General features: G+C 62.3%; 17 protein-coding genes. 12 read left to right on the forward strand and 5 right to left on the reverse strand.

All coding sequences use genetic code 11. From position 1 onward, the window contains the following. Positions 1-58: 58 nt before the first annotated feature. On the reverse strand, positions 59-1441 hold the full coding sequence (locus AB6809_RS16460) for an MFS transporter (protein WP_029969933.1): 1383 nt from the start codon (positions 1439-1441) through the stop codon (positions 59-61). A gap of 213 nt (positions 1442-1654) precedes the next feature. Between AB6809_RS16460 and AB6809_RS16465 the strand changes: the two genes are divergently transcribed. The 7 genes from AB6809_RS16465 (at position 1655) to AB6809_RS16495 (ending at position 7494) form a co-directional block, all read left to right on the forward strand. Next, positions 1655-2842 carry a CaiB/BaiF CoA-transferase family protein gene (locus tag AB6809_RS16465; RefSeq protein WP_029969931.1) on the forward strand — a complete coding sequence of 396 codons (1188 nt, stop codon included), beginning with the start codon at positions 1655-1657 and terminating at the stop codon, positions 2840-2842. Positions 2843-2880: 38 nt separating this feature from the next. After that, positions 2881-3525 (forward strand): carboxymuconolactone decarboxylase family protein, encoded by a 645-nt coding sequence (locus AB6809_RS16470; protein ID WP_029969928.1) that lies wholly within the window; start codon positions 2881-2883, stop codon positions 3523-3525. Positions 3526-3724: 199 nt separating this feature from the next. Beyond that, a complete protein-coding gene (locus AB6809_RS16475) occupies positions 3725-4489 on the forward strand; it encodes a GntR family transcriptional regulator (protein WP_371026871.1) in 765 nt (254 codons plus the stop codon). A gap of 110 nt (positions 4490-4599) precedes the next feature. Beyond that, a complete protein-coding gene (locus AB6809_RS16480) occupies positions 4600-5217 on the forward strand; it encodes a glutathione S-transferase family protein (protein WP_029969925.1) in 618 nt (205 codons plus the stop codon). Between the two features lie 4 nt (positions 5218-5221). Then, positions 5222-6139, forward strand: coding sequence for an amidohydrolase (locus AB6809_RS16485; protein WP_051154040.1), 918 nt, complete (start codon positions 5222-5224; stop codon positions 6137-6139). Positions 6140-6189: 50 nt separating this feature from the next. Beyond that, entirely contained in the window at positions 6190-6951 is a 762-nt protein-coding gene (locus tag AB6809_RS16490) for an enoyl-CoA hydratase-related protein (RefSeq protein WP_029969922.1), read from the forward strand. Positions 6952-7041: 90 nt separating this feature from the next. After that, positions 7042-7494: a helix-turn-helix domain-containing protein gene (locus AB6809_RS16495; protein ID WP_006048319.1), complete on the forward strand. Its 453-nt coding sequence runs from the start codon at positions 7042-7044 to the stop codon at positions 7492-7494. A gap of 86 nt (positions 7495-7580) precedes the next feature. Here the strand turns inward: AB6809_RS16495 and AB6809_RS16500 are convergent, their stop codons facing one another. Further along, positions 7581-8486 (reverse strand): LysR family transcriptional regulator, encoded by a 906-nt coding sequence (locus AB6809_RS16500; protein WP_029969921.1) that lies wholly within the window; start codon positions 8484-8486, stop codon positions 7581-7583. A 130-nt stretch (positions 8487-8616) separates the two neighbouring features. Here AB6809_RS16500 and AB6809_RS16505 point away from each other — a divergent pair, with 130 nt between their 5' ends. Further along, complete coding sequence (locus AB6809_RS16505; RefSeq protein ID WP_371026872.1) at positions 8617-9015, forward strand: RidA family protein; 399 nt, start codon at positions 8617-8619, stop codon at positions 9013-9015. On the opposite strand, the gene AB6809_RS16510 is transcribed toward AB6809_RS16505, so the two are convergent. After that, positions 8981-9883 (reverse strand): LysR family transcriptional regulator, encoded by a 903-nt coding sequence (locus AB6809_RS16510; protein ID WP_371026873.1) that lies wholly within the window; start codon positions 9881-9883, stop codon positions 8981-8983. The two genes, AB6809_RS16505 and AB6809_RS16510, sit on opposite strands and share 35 nt — an antisense overlap. Positions 9884-10052: 169 nt before the next feature. On the opposite strand from AB6809_RS16510, the gene AB6809_RS16515 reads away from it, so the two are divergent. Beyond that, entirely contained in the window at positions 10053-10235 is a 183-nt protein-coding gene (locus AB6809_RS16515) for a hypothetical protein (RefSeq protein WP_029969916.1), read from the forward strand. 14 nt (positions 10236-10249) lie between these two features. On the opposite strand, the gene AB6809_RS16520 is transcribed toward AB6809_RS16515, so the two are convergent. After that, positions 10250-11464, reverse strand: coding sequence for an MFS transporter (locus tag AB6809_RS16520; protein WP_029969914.1), 1215 nt, complete (start codon positions 11462-11464; stop codon positions 10250-10252). Between the two features lie 136 nt (positions 11465-11600). On the opposite strand from AB6809_RS16520, the gene AB6809_RS16525 reads away from it, so the two are divergent. Next, on the forward strand, positions 11601-12575 hold the full coding sequence (locus tag AB6809_RS16525) for a LysR substrate-binding domain-containing protein (protein ID WP_029969912.1): 975 nt from the start codon (positions 11601-11603) through the stop codon (positions 12573-12575). A gap of 33 nt (positions 12576-12608) precedes the next feature. On the opposite strand, the gene AB6809_RS16530 is transcribed toward AB6809_RS16525, so the two are convergent. Next, positions 12609-13349: an ABC transporter substrate-binding protein gene (locus tag AB6809_RS16530; protein ID WP_029969909.1), complete on the reverse strand. Its 741-nt coding sequence runs from the start codon at positions 13347-13349 to the stop codon at positions 12609-12611. A gap of 955 nt (positions 13350-14304) precedes the next feature. Here AB6809_RS16530 and AB6809_RS16535 point away from each other — a divergent pair. Then, positions 14305-15942, forward strand: a complete 1638-nt coding sequence (locus tag AB6809_RS16535; protein ID WP_310034555.1) for a hypothetical protein — start codon at positions 14305-14307, stop codon at positions 15940-15942. After that, the gene (locus AB6809_RS16540) at positions 15939-17666 is read left to right on the forward strand and encodes a hypothetical protein (protein ID WP_029969907.1); all 1728 of its coding nucleotides are present in this window, start codon (positions 15939-15941) and stop codon (positions 17664-17666) included. The genes AB6809_RS16535 and AB6809_RS16540 overlap by 4 nt, the downstream gene beginning before the upstream one ends.

Raw genomic sequence — 17666 nt, forward strand, 5'->3', positions numbered from 1 at the left:
CACGCAAGGTCACGCAAGCCACGTATCAACGGCACGCGACGCTCTCCCGCCGCGCCACTCAGCGCCGCTGGCTGCTCGCGTCGTGCGGACCGACCGCAACAACGGTGATGGCGCCGATCAGCATCAGCGCTGCGAGGTAGTACTGGCCGGCCGCCATCGAGTGCGTCGTTTCGTTCAGCCAGCCCACAATGCCCGGGCTCACGAGGCTGCCCAGTCCCGCGAGTGTGCTGATCAGCGCGATGCCGCCGGCGGCCGCCTGCCGGCTCAGGTAGAGGCTCGGCATCGCCCAGAAGGGTCCCATTGCGGCGAACGTTCCGGCGGCCGTCACTGTCAGCGCGGCAACGGACAGTGCCGCGCTTCCGCCGACAAGCGGCAACGCCGCCCAGCCGATCGCAGCGGCCACCCCCGCGACTGCCGCATGCCAGCGACGCTCCTTGTGCGCATCCGAGTGACGCGCCATCAGATACTGGCAGACGAAGCCCGCCACGTACGGCAGCGCGGAGAGCATGCCGAGCGTCCACAGGTCGGTCACGCCGGTGCGTCGGATGATGGTCGGCAGCCAGAAGAAAACGTTGGCGGTTCCGGCAAGCAGCGCCACGCCCATGCCGGTCAGCAGATAAAAGCGCGGTGAGCGCAGCGCCGCGGCGAACGATTTATGTTCGGTGTGGCGCGTGCTTTCGCGGTCGGCACGCAGATCGCGCTCGATGATCGCCAGCTCATCGGCAGTGAGCCACGGCGCCGAAGCCGGCGTGTCATGCAGCATCCGCGCGACGAAGAACATCAGCACGAGCGGCGGAAGTCCTTCGATCAGAAACAGCCAGCGCCAGCTCTGCAGGCCGAGCACGTCGTGCATCGTATGCATGATGAGGCCCGACACCGGGCTGCCGATCACACCGGCAATCGGAATCGAAGCCATGAACAGCGCGGTGAAACGCGCGCGCCGGGAAATGGGCACCCAGTAGGTCAGATAGAAGAGGATTCCGGGGAACAGGCCCGCTTCCGATGCACCCAGCAGGAAGCGCCACAAGTAGTAGCTATTCTGTCCCGTCATCGCGGCGAGCCCGGCGGAGCACACCGCCCACAGCAGCATGATGCGCAAAAAGGTTCGTCGTGCGCCGATGCGGGCGAGCAGCAGATTGCTCGGCACTTCGAACAACATGTAGCCCGCGTAGAAAATGCCCGCGCCGATGCCGAACACCGACTCCGAAAGACCCAGGTCGTGCAGGAAGCTGAGTTTCGCGAAGCCCACATTGGAGCGGTCGATGAACGCGACGATGTACAGCAGCATCAGCATCGGCATCAGGCGCCATAGCAGCTTGCGATAGACCGTCTGCTCTGCGAGTGCGGCGTCAGGTGCCGAGCCGGCGCGCGGCGCTGCTGTGTTCGCCGTTGTGTCCGCCGCTGTATCCGCCGTTGCGTTCGCCGTTGCGTTTGTAGTCACGAATGTCTCCTGATGATTGCACGGCGCACCTGCTGATGCACTCGACAGGACGGATTACAATGCCGGCCGTCATAAAAGTCAATAACATGACCTTTAGGGTTTTCACGAAGCCATAAAGGTCATAAACATGGTTTAATAGGTAAAGGGCGCCGTGCCTCGCAGGCGGCACGACCTTCCCGGAACCAGCAACCAGCAACCAGACGGACATTCTCAATGAGCGGACCTCTTTCGCATATCCGCGTGCTCGATCTCAGCCGCATCATGGCCGGGCCCTGGAGCGGACAGATTCTCGCGGACCTGGGCGCCGACGTCATCAAGATCGAGCGGCCCGGCAACGGCGACGACACACGCAGTTGGGGGCCGCCGTTCCTCGCTGCGGCGGACGGCGCGCCCTCGAAGGAATCGGGCTACTTCCTGTCCGTGAACCGCGGCAAGCGGTCCGTGACTGTCGATCTGGCCACGGCCGAAGGGCAGGCAACGATCCGCGAGATCGCCGCGCACTGCGACGTGGTGCTCGAGAACTTCAAGGCCGGCGCGCTCAAGCGCTACGGTCTCGGGTATGACGACCTGAAGGCGGTCAAGCCCGACATCGTTTACTGCTCGATCACCGGCTTCGGCCAGGACGGACCGAAAGCCGACAACGCCGCCTACGATTTCATGATCCAGGCGATGGGCGGCCTGATGAGCGTGACCGGCGAGCGCGACGGCGAACCCGGAGGCGGCCCGCAAAAAGTGGGTGTGCCGATCGTCGACATCATGACCGGCATGTACGCCACCGTCGGCATTCTCGCGGCGCTCGCGAATCGCGCGCAGACAGGCGAGGGCGAATACATCGATCTCGCGATGCTCGACGTGCAGGTCGCGTTCCTCGCGAATCAGGCGATGAACTATCTCGTCTCGGGCAAGCCGCCCGCGCGTAACGGCAACAAGCATCCGAACATCCAGCCGCAAGACGTGTTCCGCTGCCGCGACGGCTATCTGGTGCTCGCCGTGGGCAACGACGGGCAGTTTCGTAAGTTTGCCGAAGTGATCGGCCATGCGGAACTCGCGGACGACGAACGCTTCGCGACCAACGCGCAGCGCGTGCGCAATCTGCCGGCGTTGCATGCGTTAATCAGCGCGGCTCTGGTCGAAGACGATCTGGCGGTCTGGCTCGCCAAATTGGACGCAGCGGCTGTGCCGTGCGGCCCCATCAACACGATTCCGATGGTGTTCGACGACGCGCAGGTCAAGCACCGCGAGATGCTGCGTCATCTGCCGCATCCTGTGTCGGGCACGGTGCCGCAGGTGGTGAGCCCGCTGCGTCTGCGCAATGCGCCGCTCGCCTTCGACCGCGCGCCGCCGACGCTCGGCCAGCACACCGACGAAGTGTTGCGCGAACTTGGCATCGCAGCGCGCTGACGCTGACGCGCACCGGCTTTCTGTTACGAGGACTTATCTTGGCTCGCATTCCCCTGTTTTCTCCCGATTCGATGACGCCTGAGCAGGAGCGCGTGTACCGCGCGGTGGTCGACGGTCCGCGCGGCACTGTGGTCGGGCCGCTGCGCGCGGCGCTGCATCGCCCGGAGCTGGCCGACCGCTGGCAACGCTTCGGCGAGATCCTGCGCTTCGGCACGTCGTTGCCCGCATGGGCGACGGAACTGGCGATCGTCGTGACGGCGCGGCGCTGGAACAGCCAGCTCGAGTGGCATGTGCACGCGCAGGCGGCGGCGTCGGCCGGGATCTCCGAGGCCGCGCTGGAGTCGATCCGTTGCGGCGGCGACGTGCGCTTCGACGATCAACAGCAGGCGGACATCTATGAATTCGCGCGTCAGCTTCAGCAGGGCGGCAACGTCGAGGAAGGCGTCTATCAGCGCGTGATGAACCGCTGGGGCACGGTGGGCGTCGTCGAACTCGGCGCGGTGATCGGCTATTACACGCTCGTGTCGATGACGCTCAACCTTCACGACATCCCGCTGCCCGAAGGCGTGCGTGCACCGCTTGAAGTGCTCGGCGCTCAGCACGGCGCGGACGCGGCGCAGGCGCCCGGCGAGCCGTCACTGCCCGTGCTCAAACCGGCACAGGTGACGCAGACTCAGCTTTGAGCGGGAAAGGACAATGCAGCGGAAGACCAGCGCAATGAGCCCAACGGAAACGGCAGGCATGACAACGGCAACCATGACAACAGCCAATAAGCTAGATGACCGGCTTTTTGCTTTAAACTGGCAAAGCTCATTCTTGCGCCCAGGCGCGTCGCGTAGTGCGGCGCGTCGGCAAGCGCATTCGACCTTTTCCGGAGTTGCAATGGCGACAGAGATTGCCGTCAGGTCTTCCCCTTCAGTTCCTATTGATTTCAGCCTCAGCGGCGTCGCGCGCTACATACAGCTCGCCACGCTGTTCCGGCGGCGCATCGAAGCCGGGCAATGGGCGGTCGGCCAGCAGATCCCGACGGTCGAGGAACTGGCCGACGAGTGCGCGGTCGCGCGCGCCACTGTGCGTCAGGCGCTCGACATTCTCGAAGCCGACAAACTCATCGAACGGTTCCGCGCGAAGGGCACTTTTGTGATCCAGAAACCGCAGAGCCAGTTGTGGTGCGCAGTGCCCACCGATCTGTCGGGTCTGCTGCTCGCGGCCGAAGGCGCGAGCATCGAGTTGCTCAAAACCGAGAAGGGCGTGATGCCGGCGCACGTGCAGCACGACATCGGCACGCTCGCGCCGTCGTACACGCATTGGCGACGGCGTCACTCGCGCGAAGGCCAGCCGTATTACATCGGCGACGCGTATGTCGACGAGCGGCTCACGCGGCGCATCCCCAAGTCGGCGTTCAAACGGCACACGACCATGCGAATTCTGCGTGACCTGCCAGGGCTCGAACTGAACGAGATCGATCAGACGCTCACGGTGAGCACGGCCGACATGGATCTGTCGCGCATGCTCGAAATTCCGCTGAACGCGCCTGTCGCACATGTGTACCGGACGGCGACCGACAAGGACGGCACGGTCGTGTTCGTCGGCAACGGCGTGTATCGCGGCAACGTCGTGCGACTCGATATCAAGGTGGAACTGTAGAGGCAGCGTCGCGATGGTATGCGACGCGCCGTCGCTATAGGTCATAAGCCTAACTGATTAGTTTAATTGCGGACGGCTGCGGCCGCCGCGTCGAACCCGAGGATTACCCGATGAAACTGCATTGGTCGCCGCGTTCGCCATTCGTCCGCAAGGTGATGGTGTGCGCCTACGAAACCGGCGTCGCGGACCGCATCGAATGCGTGCGCACGCCGGTCGCAATGGACACGCCGAATCTTTCGCTGCTGCGCGACAATCCGCTCAGCAAGTTGCCGACGCTCGTGCTCGACGACGGCAGCGCGTTGTTCGATTCGTCGGTGATCTGTGAATATCTCGACACGCTGCACGGCGGCGCGCCGCTCTTTCCCGCCAACGGCAGCGAGCGGTTCCGCGCGTTGCAGCAGCAGGCTTTCGCAGATGGCTTGCTGGACATCTATCTGCTGTGGCGTCAGGAGCGCAACAAGCCGCCCGCGCAACAGCGCGCGCAGTGGCTCGCCGCGTTCCGGGTGAAGTCCGACGCTTCGCTCGACGCATTTGAAACGCTTGCGCCTTCGCTGCGGCTCGATGCGATCCAGATAGGCGATATCGCGATTGCGTGCATGCTCGCGTGGCTCGACTTCCGCTTGCCTGATCTTGAATGGCGCGCGAATCGTCCGCGACTGGCCGCCTGGCACGCGCGCTTCGCCGAGCGCGGTTCGATGCGCCGCACCGAGCCTGCCGATGCCGAGTGACGCGATGAGTCCTCAGTCCGCGCATACCGATCCGCTGCGTCCGACCGACGTCGTACCCGCGAAGATGCCGCACGCGCCGGCCGCCGCGCTCCCGGCCAATGCATGCGACACGCACTCGCATGTGTTCGGCCCGTACGAGCGCTTCGCGTTTTCGACGGCGTCGAGCTATCCGCCGCCGCTCGCACCGTTCGACACCTATCTGGCGATGCTCGACACGATCGGCGCAGGCCGCGGCGTGCTGGTGCAGCCCGCACCGTACGGGACCGACAACACCGCGCTCGCCGATGCACTGGTGCGCGGCCAAGGCCGCATTCGCGGCGTCGCGGTGCTCGACGCGAACGCGGACGACGCGACGCTGACCGCGCTCGAAAACAGCGGCGTGCGCGCACTGCGCTTTAACGAAATGCCGGTTCCGCAGACCGGCAAACCTTATCCGGGCAGCGTCGGCATGAGCGCGGCGCTTGCGCTGGCGAGCCGCATGCGCGACATCGGCTGGCATGCACAGGTGTGGGCCCGTTGCGCGGACGTGCCGTCGATTGCGGACAAGCTTGCGAACGTCGGGCTGCCCATCGTGTTCGAGCACATGGGCTGCTTCGATCCAGCGCTCGGCACGCGACATGCCGACTTCCAGAACCTGCTCGCGCTGCTTCGCGAAGGACGCATCGTCGTGAAGCTCGCCGTTTGCCGTGTGTCGAACCAGGCGCCGCATTACACCGATCTGCGTCCGTTCCACGACAGCATGATCGAAGCGAATCCACGGCAACTGCTGTGGGCATCGGACTGGCCGTATGTGCGAATGGGCGATGCGGCGCCCGACGTCGGCGCGCTGCTCGATACCTTCACCGAATGGGTCGACGACGCTGCGATTCGCAAGGCAATTCTCGTCGACAACCCGGCGCGCGTTTACGGCTTCGAGCGCTGACGCACGTTCAAATTCCGGCAACAGACATCGACACGCAAACAGGAGGCAGCATGTCATTGAAACTCGAGAAGCGCGACGGCGTCGCCATTGTCACGCTTGACCGTCCGCCCGTGAACGCGCTCACGCTCGCGCTCTACGCCGAGATCGCCGATCTGTTCGAAGGGCTCGGCAAGGAAATGGATGTGCATTGCGCGGTGTTCACCGGCGCAGGCCGCCGCGCATTCTGCGCCGGTCTCGATCTCGACGAGTTCCTGCGCGCGACGCCCGAGGAAGACCCGGCGCGCGCGGCGATCGTGCGGCGCACGTTTTCGTCGGTCTATCGCTGCGCGATTCCGGTGATTGCCGCGATCAACGGTCCCGCGCTCGGCGCCGGCTCGGTGCTCGCTACCGTCTGCGACGTACGCATTGCATCGAGCGCGGCTCGCTTCGGCACGCCGGAAATCAACGTCGGACGCTGCGGCGGCGCGGCACATCATGGCCGCCTGATTCCGCAAGGCGCGTTGCGTCGGATGTACTTCACCGGTGAGCCGATCAGCGCGCAGGAGGCGTTCCGGCTTGGACTCGTCGATGAGGTTGTCGAGCCGGACGAAGTCATGCCGGCCGCGCTGGCGCTCGCGGCGAAAATAGCCAAAAAGAGTCCGCTCGGTTTGCGCTACGCGAAGCAGGCGCTCAACGACATCGAATCGATGCCGCTGGAGGCCGGGTACGAACACGAGCAGGGCTTCAGTACGAGGCTCATGTACACCGAGGATGCACGCGAAGCGACGCGTGCATCGGTGGAAAAGCGCGCGCCTGTATTCAAGGGGCGTTGAAACGCAGATCAGTCGATAACCGACCCCCTCAACCTGGAAGTCAACGACCGAAATTAACTTGCGACATGCAAGCGATGTTAGAATCCAGCCATGAAGACGACGTGTAAAGAAGACCTTCGGTCCCATTGCGCGGTCAATTACGGCGTGGAGATCTTCGGCGACCGGTGGTCGCTGCTGATCATTCGCGACATCGTGTTTGCTGGCAAGAAGACGTATGGCGAATTCCTGAAATCGGAAGAGGGAATCGCGACCAACGTACTGGCTACGCGCCTTGCGTTTCTTGAAGAGCAAGGCATTCTCTCGAAGGCGCCCAGCCCCGAGGACAGGCGCAAGGATTTCTACACGCTGACCGAGAAGGGCCTCGACCTGATTCCGATCGTGCTTAGCATAGTCGTTTGGAGCGCCAGGCACGATTCGAAGTCGTACGTGAGGCGCCGCAAGGACTTCGTTGCACGTTTGAAGGCAAGCCCGGTGCAGGTGAGCGAAGAGGTAAAGGAACTGGTCCGCAATGGCGGATGTATTTTTCCTGAGAGTAGGGAGTGAGCGGGAGGCAGTCCGCGACGGGACAATGAAGGCGTCGTTGCATCCATCATTCACTATCGCATCGACGGTGCTCAGATAGCTTCCCGTCACACGTCCCGTTCATTCATCAGTTCCACCACCCAATCAATAAACACACGCAGCTTCGCGCTGACGTGGCGGTTCGGCGGATACGCGATGTAAAGCGGCATCGGATCGAGTTGCCAGTCTTCGAATAGTGCGACCAGTTCGCGTCGTTTCAGATGCGCTTTCGACATATAACGCGGCAGCCACATGATGCCGAGCCCCGCGACTCCGGCCGCGAGATAGGCGTTGCCGTCATCCACCGCGAGCGCGTAGCGGCCTTGCACCTTTGCCGTTTCCCCTGCACGACGCATGACGGCCGGATAGAGATTGCCCGCGCGTCCCCACGAAAACCCGACAATACGGTGATGCGAGTTTTCCAGTTCCGCGGGATGCGAAGGCACACCCGCCAACGCCAGATATCCAGGCGAAGCGAACACGCCGAGCGCAAGATCCGCCACGCGCCGCGCCACCATCGACTGATCGTTCGGCTCGCCGCCACGCACGACGCAATCCACGTTCTCGCCGATCATATCGACGGTGCGGTCGCTGACGCCCATGTCGAGTTGAATGTCCGGATAGCGGGCGAGAAATGCCGGAAGCGCCGGGATGAGGATCAGGCGGGCGAGCGGACTCGGCACGTCCACGCGAAGGCGGCCTCGCGGTGCCGCCGATGCGCTCGAGAGACTCGTCTCGGCGTCGTCCATGTCGGCGAGCAATCGCGTCACGCGCTCGTAATACGCGATGCCGTCGGGCGTGACGTTGATCCTGCGCGTCGTCCGGTTCAGCAGCCGGACGCGCAAGCGCGCCTCCAGTTGCTGGACCAGATGCGTCACCGTGGTCTTGCTCATATGCAGCGTCTCGGCCGCTTTCGTGAAGCTGCCTGCCTCGACGACCCGGACGAAAGCGCGCATTGCGTCGAAGCGGTCCATGAACGTTTGCCTCGTGATTAGATTGTTTGCATTCTACAAATAGTCATGGACAGCGTTGACGGTTTATCGCGCACGCGTCGATCGGTAGAGTGAGCTGATCGAAACCAGCGATTGATCAATGGAGGCGAAAGTGGCAAAGCGCGATGTGGTATTTCCGCCGGGACGTCGGGCGCTTTACGAGCGTAACCGGTATTCACCGGCCGTGAGGGCGAACGGGTTGCTGTTCGTATCGGGTCAGGTCGGCAGCCGCGACGACGGCACGCCTGAACCGGATTTGCAGGAGCAGGTGCGCGTCGCGTTTAGGAACCTGAATGCGATCCTGCGCGAGGCCGGATGCACGTTCGACGATGTGGTGGACGTGACCGTGTTCATGGTCGACCCGCAATCGACATTCGAGCGCGTGTGGCAGGTCGTTCCCGAGTTCTGGGGCGACGCGCCGCATCCGGCGCTCACCGCAGTCGGAGTGACATGGCTCTACGGCTTCGACTTCGAGATCAAGGTAATTGCGAAGCTTCCTCTGAACGATTGATACGTCGGTCAGGCGCGTTGGCCGGCGTCGAGCGGAAAGCGCTGACCAGCGTGCGCAACGCCGCGCGGACCTGCGCGTCGGACGTCGACGAATACAACACGACTTCGCGCGACGGCAGCGGCGGCAAGCCGAGGCGCGGGCCGACATCGACCGTGCCCGGCGGCGCGACGCGCAACGCGAGGGCGGCGACCGCGAGCCCCGCTTGCGTGGCCGCGCCGATCGTCCCAATGCCGCCGCCGACGAATACCTCGACCCACGGCACGCGTGCTTCATCGAGCGCGCTCACGGCCATTGCCCGCACACGGCAGGGGTAAGCCTGAGTCGCGAGCCGCAGCGGCTGCCCCGCGTGATGAACCCAGTCCGGTGTCGCTATCCAGCCGAACGGTTCGTCGAGCAGCGTTTCGCCGTCGCGGCGGCTGTCGTCATGCCGCAGGACGAGCGCGGCGTCCAGTGCGCCGCTGTCGAATTGCGCTTCGATATCGCGCGAACTCGATACGCGCATCTCCACCAGCAGGCCTGGATCGGCGCGATGCATATGCCGCAGCAGCAGCGGCAATTCGCTGCCGACGATGTGATGACTGATGCCCACTTTGAGCGTGATGCGCTCGCGCGCCAGCGCGCTGAGCGCGTCGTCGTGCGCGCCGAGCAGATTGCGCGCGGCCTGCAGAAAGATTTCGCCCTTCGGCGACAGACGCACCATGCGCGGCGTGCGTTCGATCAGGCGGTGGCCGAGCCGTTCTTCGAGCCGTTTGAGCTTGATGCTGATTGCCGATTGCGTGCTGTTCAGCGCATCGGCCGCGCGCGTGAAGCTGCGTAGATCGGCGACCAGCACGAAAGCCTGTACCGCTTCGAAATCGAGTGTTTTCATGACGATCCATTCGATTATGTCATCACAGAAATACGCGGCAGCCGGTTTGAAAGCAGCACGTTTCGTGACACGCTAACGTCATCCGTTGCATTGCGCAAGCAGACGTGCGGCTTCCCGGCGTTTGCCGTTCGATGCATGGTCCACGATGGATCGATCACGAAGAAACGCCATGTCCGACATTGAACAGGCTCACTATGACGACGCTATTTATCCGCGCATTCCGCCGGATGGCGACCCCGTTACGTTCGACGCGCAGCAGGCATTGTTCGCGTACCTAACGGGTTTATGTTGTGGGGCATTGATCATTCTCGCGACGACCGCAGTGGTGTGCGAGGTAATGCGTTTGCTGTGAGACCGCGCGCAAGCTCACGTCTTGCGCAAATGCGGACGGAGCGCAAGCGCGAGTGGCAAGACCGCCAGCGCCGTGGCCGCGGTTGCAAGCGTGGCGCCGTGTGCGCCGATGCCGTCGCCGAGAAAACCATAAGCCACCGGAGACAGCGCGCCCGAGGCGATAGTGCCGGTATAGAAGAGCGCAAACGCCCGCTCGGTTCGCTCGACCGAAGTCAGTTCGGGCACCGTTCCATAAAGCACCGACGATGTGCCGTTGAGCATCGCGCCGAGCAGCGGCAACAAGACGAGGGCGGGCGTCAATGGCAGGTAAAGCACGGCAAGAATCAGCGCGGCCGTGCCGCCTTCGGTTGCAAACACAGTGCCGATGACGCCCATGCGTGCGCCGAGCCAGCCGCACACGAACTTGCCCGCCGCGCCACCGATGAAGACGAGCGCGAGCGCCGTGCCCATCATCGGCGGCGAGATGCCTTTCGCTTTCAGTAGAAATGGCAGAAAGGTCAATAAGCCCATGCGCACGGCGGTGTCGAGTACGCCGATCGTGAACAGCAGTGAGAAGCCCGAGCGCGAACCGTTGCTGTTCTGGCTCGGCGCTTCGGCTGCGGACGGCTCGCTTGCTGGTATCGAAGGGAGAAAAAGTGCAATCACGGCCGCGACTAAAACGCCGATGGCCGACATCGCCCAGAGCGCATGGCGCCACGGCATGACGGTGATCAGAAGCGAGATAGCCGCAGGAAGCGCGGATTTTCCGAGGTCGCCTGCGAAGTTGTAGACGCTCAGCGGCCCGCGAGCGTTGCGCCCATACGCGCGCGCGACTGCTCCCGAAGCCAGTGGATGTTGCGTGCTCGAACCGCTTCCCGAGAGGGCGAGCGCGACGCACAAACCCAAGAGCGTTCCCGACATGCCGGCGACTGCATAGCCCAGCGCGGCCAGCAACGTACCCAACGCGAGCGTCACCGGCGTGCCCCACGCGCGCGCGAGGCGTCCGGCGGGCAATTGCAGCGTCGCCATCGTGCCCGCATAGACGCCGCGCACGATAGCGAGGGCGCCATAACCGAGTCCGAAGTCCGTCTGCCAGACCGGCAACAATGCGTAGATCATGTCGGTGTAGCCGTCGTGCAGCGCGTGCGCCGTGCATGACAGCCAGAGCACGCGCGTGCGTGACACGGAGGACGAGTTACCGGATGCGTTGGCCGCCGCCGTCGTTGGCAACGAAGAAGAGAAAGGTCTCATGTTTCAATCGAGTGGTGAAAGCGCGCGGCCTGGCGACTGCTCGAGCGTTTGTTGAGGCGCACCCATAGTCTATGGGTCGTCGGGAGCGACGCACAACTGACGTAAAATAGCGTCAGCCGGGAGAAAAAGTCACCACATGGACATAGACGAACGCACGGGTATGCACGCCGGAAACCTGCCTCCGTTGAATGCGTTGCGGCACTTCGAGGCGGTCGCGCGGTTGGGCAGTTTCGCTGCGGCGGCGGGCGATCTGCACGTCACGCACTGGGCGGTCGGCAAGCAGATCCGAATGCTGGAAGACTGGTTCGGCGTGCCTCTCTTTGAGCGGCGCTCGCGCGGCGTCGTCCCGACCGACGAGGGCGCCGCTCTGCTCAATGATGTCAAAGGTGCGTTTTCGCGGCTGAGCAGTTCGGTCACGCGGCTGCGCCACGAATCGATTACGCGTCGTGTTACCGGCGTCGTGCGCGTGAATACGCTGGCGAGCTTCGCGTTGTGCTGGCTCATACCGCGTCTGACCGATTTCCGCGCTCTTTATCCGGACATCGATGTGCGGCTTTCGACAACCTCACGCAAGCTGCGTTATGTCGGCGGCGCGTTCGACATCGGCGTGCGTTCGGGACCCGAGGACGCAGCGGGCCTCACGTCGACGCCGCTGATGCCCGACCTGCGCCTGCCCGCCTGTAGTCCAGCGGTGCTGCAAAGCCATCCGATCAGGACGGTTGCCGATTTGCGAAATCACACGCTGCTTCACTCGATGAGCACGCGCACGGCATGGTCCGACTGGTTACGCGAGGCCGGCGCGCCGGGCTTGCAGGGCGCGGGCCATCTCGACTTCGATCATGTCTTTCTGCAACTCGGCGCGGCGGCGGAAGGGCTCGGCGTGACGTTGGCATCGCTGCCGCTGATCGAGCGCGACATCGCGACCGGGCGTCTTGTGTGTCCGATATCCGAGCCGGCGGGGCGCGGACCCGATTACACCCTGGTCGTGAACACCGACCGGGCCCGCGACGACGCGGTCATCGCATTCGAGAAATGGATTCTCGCGGCCGCAGCGCGCAGTTCAGTGGTGCCGGCTCGACGCACATCGCGCAGGAAAGGGGCGCGGCGCTAGGTGGGTCGGCCACGCGACGCGCGGACTTATCGATCAATCCGGCGATGCAGGTGCGACCGACGCTCCCGCAATCCCATGTCGCGCCAGTGCTTCGGCGACGAACCCGGACGCTTTCATTTCCTCGACGAAGCTGCGCAGCGCGGATGCGGCCGCTTCGCCGCGGCTTTTCGGCGTGCCCATCGCCTGTTGAATCACCATGAAGCGTTCGTCGAGCAGGCGCAGCCCGGAAGCGGCTCGCGCATCGGCTTCGAGTTGCTGCTTTACGCCCGCGGCGACTTCCAGTCCCTGTTCGAGGAACGTTTGCACGACCGTCGGCGACGTCGGCGCGCGAACGATTTGCGCGGCCTTCAACTCTCGCGTGAGAAAGAGATCGTAAGCGCTGCCTTTGCCGACCGCGACGCGGTTATGCGGCTGATCGACGTCCGCATTGGTCCGCACAGGCGAGTCGTCGCGCACCAGATAGAAGCCTTCGATCAGCACATACGGCGCCGTGAATGCGATGGTCTCGCCACGCAACGGATCGACGGCGAAAAAGCCGAAGTCGGCGCGCTCTTCGCTGACGGCCTGCACCGATTTGCCCGCGGCGTCGAACACCACCAGTTCGAGCTCGACGCCGAGCTGCCTCGCGAACGCTCGCGCGAGATCGACGGAAACGCCGAACGGCTCGCCGGTTTGCGGGTCCTTGTTGGCGAGGATCGGATTGCCTAGGTTGATCGACGCGCGTAGTTTGCCGGTCGGGGTGAATGCGGAAATGACGGGTTGGGTGAGGGTCATGGTGTTGTCTCGTTGCGCTTGCGCATCGCGCGCGCCGTTCGGTTAGAGGACCGGTACAAGGTTCGAGGATTGCACTGATTCGCGAGAGTGCGTCGAGCGTCCATTCTTGAGCGAACGCGTCAGGCTCTCGTGAACCTACGTTAGAAGAATATCGTACGTTTGTGGATGTCGTGATTTCACGCGGATGCGGGTTTTGGGGGGCTTGTTGAATGAGGAGCTCTGTTTAGCTACGCAGCGTAGCTGCATGTTTTTGGGGCGGTCATCTTTGGTACGTCTCGGAGCGACAAGCATCGCTTGTGAGGCGTTTTCGTCTACTCCGGTTTTTGCTCGGACGTTTCCTACACCCGGTGAACAGCTGTTGCGGGCGGACGGCTGCCAATCTCGGTTATCTGGCTTCGGGTGGCCGATGCGGTTGTCGTGACGCACGGAAGGGCCGTTTGCCGCCGTTCGAGCCTCTCGGTCTATGACATTCAGTCGCCGGCTCCAGTTCGGATAGCGTACACTGAGGCGAAATGCGGTCCGGCAGATCATCGGCGTATTACGTCGCTCGGCGCAAGCATACTGAGTAGCGGAAAGTCCATTCAGCATCGTTTCTCACCATTGAGTCGCTCCTCCCCGCATCGCTCCAACTCGGGAGTTAATGTCGCGGCGAGGCCATTTACATTCCCCTATTTATAATGCCTGCTGTAGTGCCCAATCACGGTGATGCGGTGTGTGCGTTTCCAACAAGCGTTGGTGGTGTTGAATGGCCGCTCGACCTCGGGCCCAATGATGACGCGATATGCGCAAATCGGACTGGTACTGACGCAACGAACGAACCCCTTCGACATGGTCCAAGATGAGTAACGTGTGCGCTCTAGACAGAAGTGAAATACTGGCGAGGGCGGCTGATGGAACGCTCGTCGACGCCTTATTCAACGAGTACGGTCGCGTTTGCTTGAAAGACGACAGTCCTATGATCGGGCTGCTCATAGAAATGCACAACACGGGCGAAATCGATCTGCTCGCTGTCATTACACCAGAGGTAGTCGAGCGTCATCAGGGAACACGGTTCTTCGTTGGGCAGCATGTCTACGAGCGGCTAATCCCAACGATTTCGGGATCGGTCAGGGAAATGCTTCGCGTCGTCGAGGTTCTTCGAGTTGGCGGCGGCGACGACATGGCGGCCGGTCTCCATATCGAAAAGTTCGCCGCGTGGTGCGGAGCCGAATCGACGCGACCCGCGGATCTGCTTGCGTTAATCGACGAAGGCGTTCCGAACGCAGACAGCTATCTTGTCATCGCCATCAAAACCGGCGTCGAGGTCGACCACGCACTCTTCATGAGGCGTGCCTATGCGTTTCTAGAAAGCGGCACCGAGCGGCAGCGGTTAAGCGCGCTCAGTGCGTTGGGCCAAATCGAGATGCCGGACGCTGCTGAGTGGGACCGTCTACTAGTTGCACTCGCGGCGGCACAAGGTGCCAACGACAACGACGCGTTCCGCGGGCAACTGCTTTATGCCGCGGCGACCAAGGCTAAAGGCGCACCGGCCGAGCGCGTCGCGGAGCTTGAGCGGATCGCCGCCATAGCTGTCGCTGAAGGAGGGAGCCAGACGCTGCACTTTGCGGCCAGGATTCTTGCCTTCGAAGCTGAGTTCTTGACCGAGGATCTGCGGAAGAAGCTTCTGCACGCGCTTCTCGGAGTTGCAGGCCAGAACAACCGGACCATCGACCTGCTTGACATGGCGCTCTCGAAACTTGTCAAGGCGGGAGAAGTTGATCCAGTGCGTGAAATCGTCGAGAAGCTGCTCACCCGGCCCGAGGACGTCTTCGAACTAAAGAGCCTGGATTCGATGGTGCGCGCGGTCGTCGAAGATGCGGGCCATGCTCTTGCGGACTGGATGGTTGCATGGCTGCTCAACGGGGACTACCGCCTGTGCAGTGCGATGGACAGCGCCATGTTTGACGCTGGCCGGGACGAGCGAGCGCTTTCGGTCGACTTCTCTCGCTACGGATTGAGCGATGCGGAATATCCATATTTGGCGCGCAAGGCTATAGCAAGCTTTTTCCTGAAGCCGCTCCTCATGGTATCACTGCTAACTTCGCTGCTTCGTACAGCGTCGATGGCAGCGGCCATCAAGGTCGAAGAGCTGCTGATCGATCCCGTCCTGCGCAATTATGAGCGCGCATCGAGGGAGTATCTCGTGTCGGTCGCCGACGATGCGAACGATTCCGCCGCGGTAATGGCGCGGCGTGTGCTTGACGCACATGACATCTATCTCGAGGGTCTGAACGCGCCCGGACGGGTGCCTGAACTGCACCCGTCCGAACACGAGCGACAGCTTGAGTGGGAGCGGCGCACGGACAGTATGTCAGACGCAATGAGGAAGGCCCGAAAGGATTCCATCTTCACACAGATCGCAACCGAGTCGATGATGCTGTACGGCAATCGCGCGGTGAGCTGGATCGGTCTACCTGGCGAAAAGCCTCACCGGATCGAAACACAGCTGGGCAGCGTAAGTACGTCGTTTGAGATGCCCCGAGTCGACATCGTCGATCCCATCGGACTTCAGTTAATGCTCTTAACGTTCCAGTCAGAGGAGCCACCGCAATGAAGCTGGTCTTCAGACAGTATCTGGCCTCACTCAAGGAGCGGAAGGAGCTCGATGCCGTCCTCCCAGACCTCTTAAGCGAGCTCGGGTATACGGTGATCTCCCGGCCGACGGTCGGAACCCGCCAGTATGGAGTCGACGTTGCGGCTGTCGGCAAAGACGGCGACGACCGTCGAAAGTTGTTCCTCTTCTCGATCAAACAGGGAGATCTGACCCGCGCTGACTGGGATGGCAATCCTCAGGCGATGCGCAGTTCGATCAACGATATCCTCGACGTCTACATCCCGACACGCATTCCCGAAGCGTATGCAAAGCTAGAGATCGTGATCTGCCTTTGCTTCGGAGGCGAAATTCAGGAGGCCGTACGCGACAGCGTCACGCAGTTCACCAAACGGCATACGAGGGACGGCATATCGTTCGCGGAGTGGAACGGCGACTACATGGCCGGCCTGCTCGTTGACGGGGTTCTTCGCGAGCAGTTGGTCGACAAGGGTCTGCGCAACAGTTTCCAGAAGGCCGTTGCCATGATCGACGAGCCACAGGTCGCGTTCAAGCATTTCACAGCGCTCGTGCGAGGGCTTTGCGATGTCTCGGACACGACCCCGAGGCAGCGGGCGACGATTGTGCGGCAAATCTATATCTGCCTATGGGTCCAATTCGTCTGGGCCCGAGACGCCGAGAACGTCGAAGGTCCGTACCGAGCCAGCCAGTTGTCTCTCCTTTTGGCGTGGAACCTCATCCGTGACGATGTTGAGAATTCGACCAAGGCGGCGGAAGACGTCGGCTTGGCCTTCGCGGAGCTGGTGAAGCTTCACTTTCTGATTGGGGACGAGCTGCTAGGACGCAAGATCCTCCCGTTCGTCGACAAGGAGCATGCGATCTCGATGGCGGTCGAATCCGCATCGTCGGTAGACGTCAACCTGAAGCTTTTTGAATTGCTCGGTCGGATTGCAATGCGGGGGCTGTGGCATCTCTGGTTTGCTGCGGGACTCGATTCGCTGCCGACGTCTCGGGATGATTGGGACTGCCCGGAAGCGTACGAACTCGCGCAGAAGATCATCCAACTCATCAGAAACAATCCGATCCTTCTTACACCGGTAGCAGATGAGCAGTCGATCGAGATCGCGCTAGCGCTTGTATTCCTCACGATGCTAGGCGATTGGAGTAAGGCAGCAGCCAACTATGCGGCTAACATCATTGAGCGGACGACGTTCGCATTCAGGTCGAACAGCCGCTATCCCACTATCTACTCCGACTACCGCTCTTTACTCGCCCATCCTCGCGAAAATGCGGACGATTATCGTCAAGCGCAGACTAAGGGCAGCACTCTGTACCCGCTGCTTTCGCTTTGGGCGTCTTCGTTCGGTGAGGATGAAAGTGCAACATACCTTGCCAGTTTTGCAGCAAAGAACCTCGCCCATTGCAACATGCAGTTCTGGCTGGCTGCCGATGACAGTGAGGACAGTATTTACACGGCTAGCGGCAATCACGGAATTTCACTAGGCAATATTCCGATTACCGCCGACGCTGAAAGCGCGCTGAAAATCGTGGCGGACGAGTGCGCTCAATCTACCTCCTTCGACAAGTTGTCTGCCATCAGGCTAGGGCATTGGCCCATCCTTGCCATGGCATGTCAGCATCACCGCCTTCCATTGCCGCCCAATCTGTGGCTAACGCTCCTAAGAGAAAAACGCGCGAAAAGCCAAAGCGGTGATTGTGAACTTTGA

The organism is Paraburkholderia sp. RCC_158 (assembly GCF_041355255.1).
Lineage (GTDB): Bacteria > Pseudomonadota > Gammaproteobacteria > Burkholderiales > Burkholderiaceae > Paraburkholderia > Paraburkholderia graminis.

Excerpts from the sequence above, each read along its gene's own strand:
- AB6809_RS16530 (WP_029969909.1), bottom strand. The coding sequence starts at position 13,349 with ATGACCCTCACCCAACCCGTCATTTCCGCATTCACCCCGACCGGCAAA.
- AB6809_RS16540 (WP_029969907.1), top strand. The coding sequence starts at position 15,939 with ATGAAGCTGGTCTTCAGACAGTATCTGGCCTCACTCAAGGAGCGGAAG.
- AB6809_RS16535 (WP_310034555.1), top strand. The coding sequence starts at position 14,305 with ATGATCGGGCTGCTCATAGAAATGCACAACACGGGCGAAATCGATCTG.
- AB6809_RS16515 (WP_029969916.1), top strand. The coding sequence starts at position 10,053 with ATGTCCGACATTGAACAGGCTCACTATGACGACGCTATTTATCCGCGC.
- AB6809_RS16510 (WP_371026873.1), bottom strand. The coding sequence starts at position 9,883 with ATGAAAACACTCGATTTCGAAGCGGTACAGGCTTTCGTGCTGGTCGCC.
- AB6809_RS16495 (WP_006048319.1), top strand. The coding sequence starts at position 7,042 with ATGAAGACGACGTGTAAAGAAGACCTTCGGTCCCATTGCGCGGTCAAT.
- AB6809_RS16485 (WP_051154040.1), top strand. The coding sequence starts at position 5,222 with ATGAGTCCTCAGTCCGCGCATACCGATCCGCTGCGTCCGACCGACGTC.
- AB6809_RS16520 (WP_029969914.1), bottom strand. The coding sequence starts at position 11,464 with ATGAGACCTTTCTCTTCTTCGTTGCCAACGACGGCGGCGGCCAACGCA.
- AB6809_RS16490 (WP_029969922.1), top strand. The coding sequence starts at position 6,190 with ATGTCATTGAAACTCGAGAAGCGCGACGGCGTCGCCATTGTCACGCTT.
- AB6809_RS16500 (WP_029969921.1), bottom strand. The coding sequence starts at position 8,486 with ATGGACCGCTTCGACGCAATGCGCGCTTTCGTCCGGGTCGTCGAGGCA.
- AB6809_RS16475 (WP_371026871.1), top strand. The coding sequence starts at position 3,725 with ATGGCGACAGAGATTGCCGTCAGGTCTTCCCCTTCAGTTCCTATTGAT.
- AB6809_RS16465 (WP_029969931.1), top strand. The coding sequence starts at position 1,655 with ATGAGCGGACCTCTTTCGCATATCCGCGTGCTCGATCTCAGCCGCATC.
- AB6809_RS16525 (WP_029969912.1), top strand. The coding sequence starts at position 11,601 with ATGGACATAGACGAACGCACGGGTATGCACGCCGGAAACCTGCCTCCG.
- AB6809_RS16480 (WP_029969925.1), top strand. The coding sequence starts at position 4,600 with ATGAAACTGCATTGGTCGCCGCGTTCGCCATTCGTCCGCAAGGTGATG.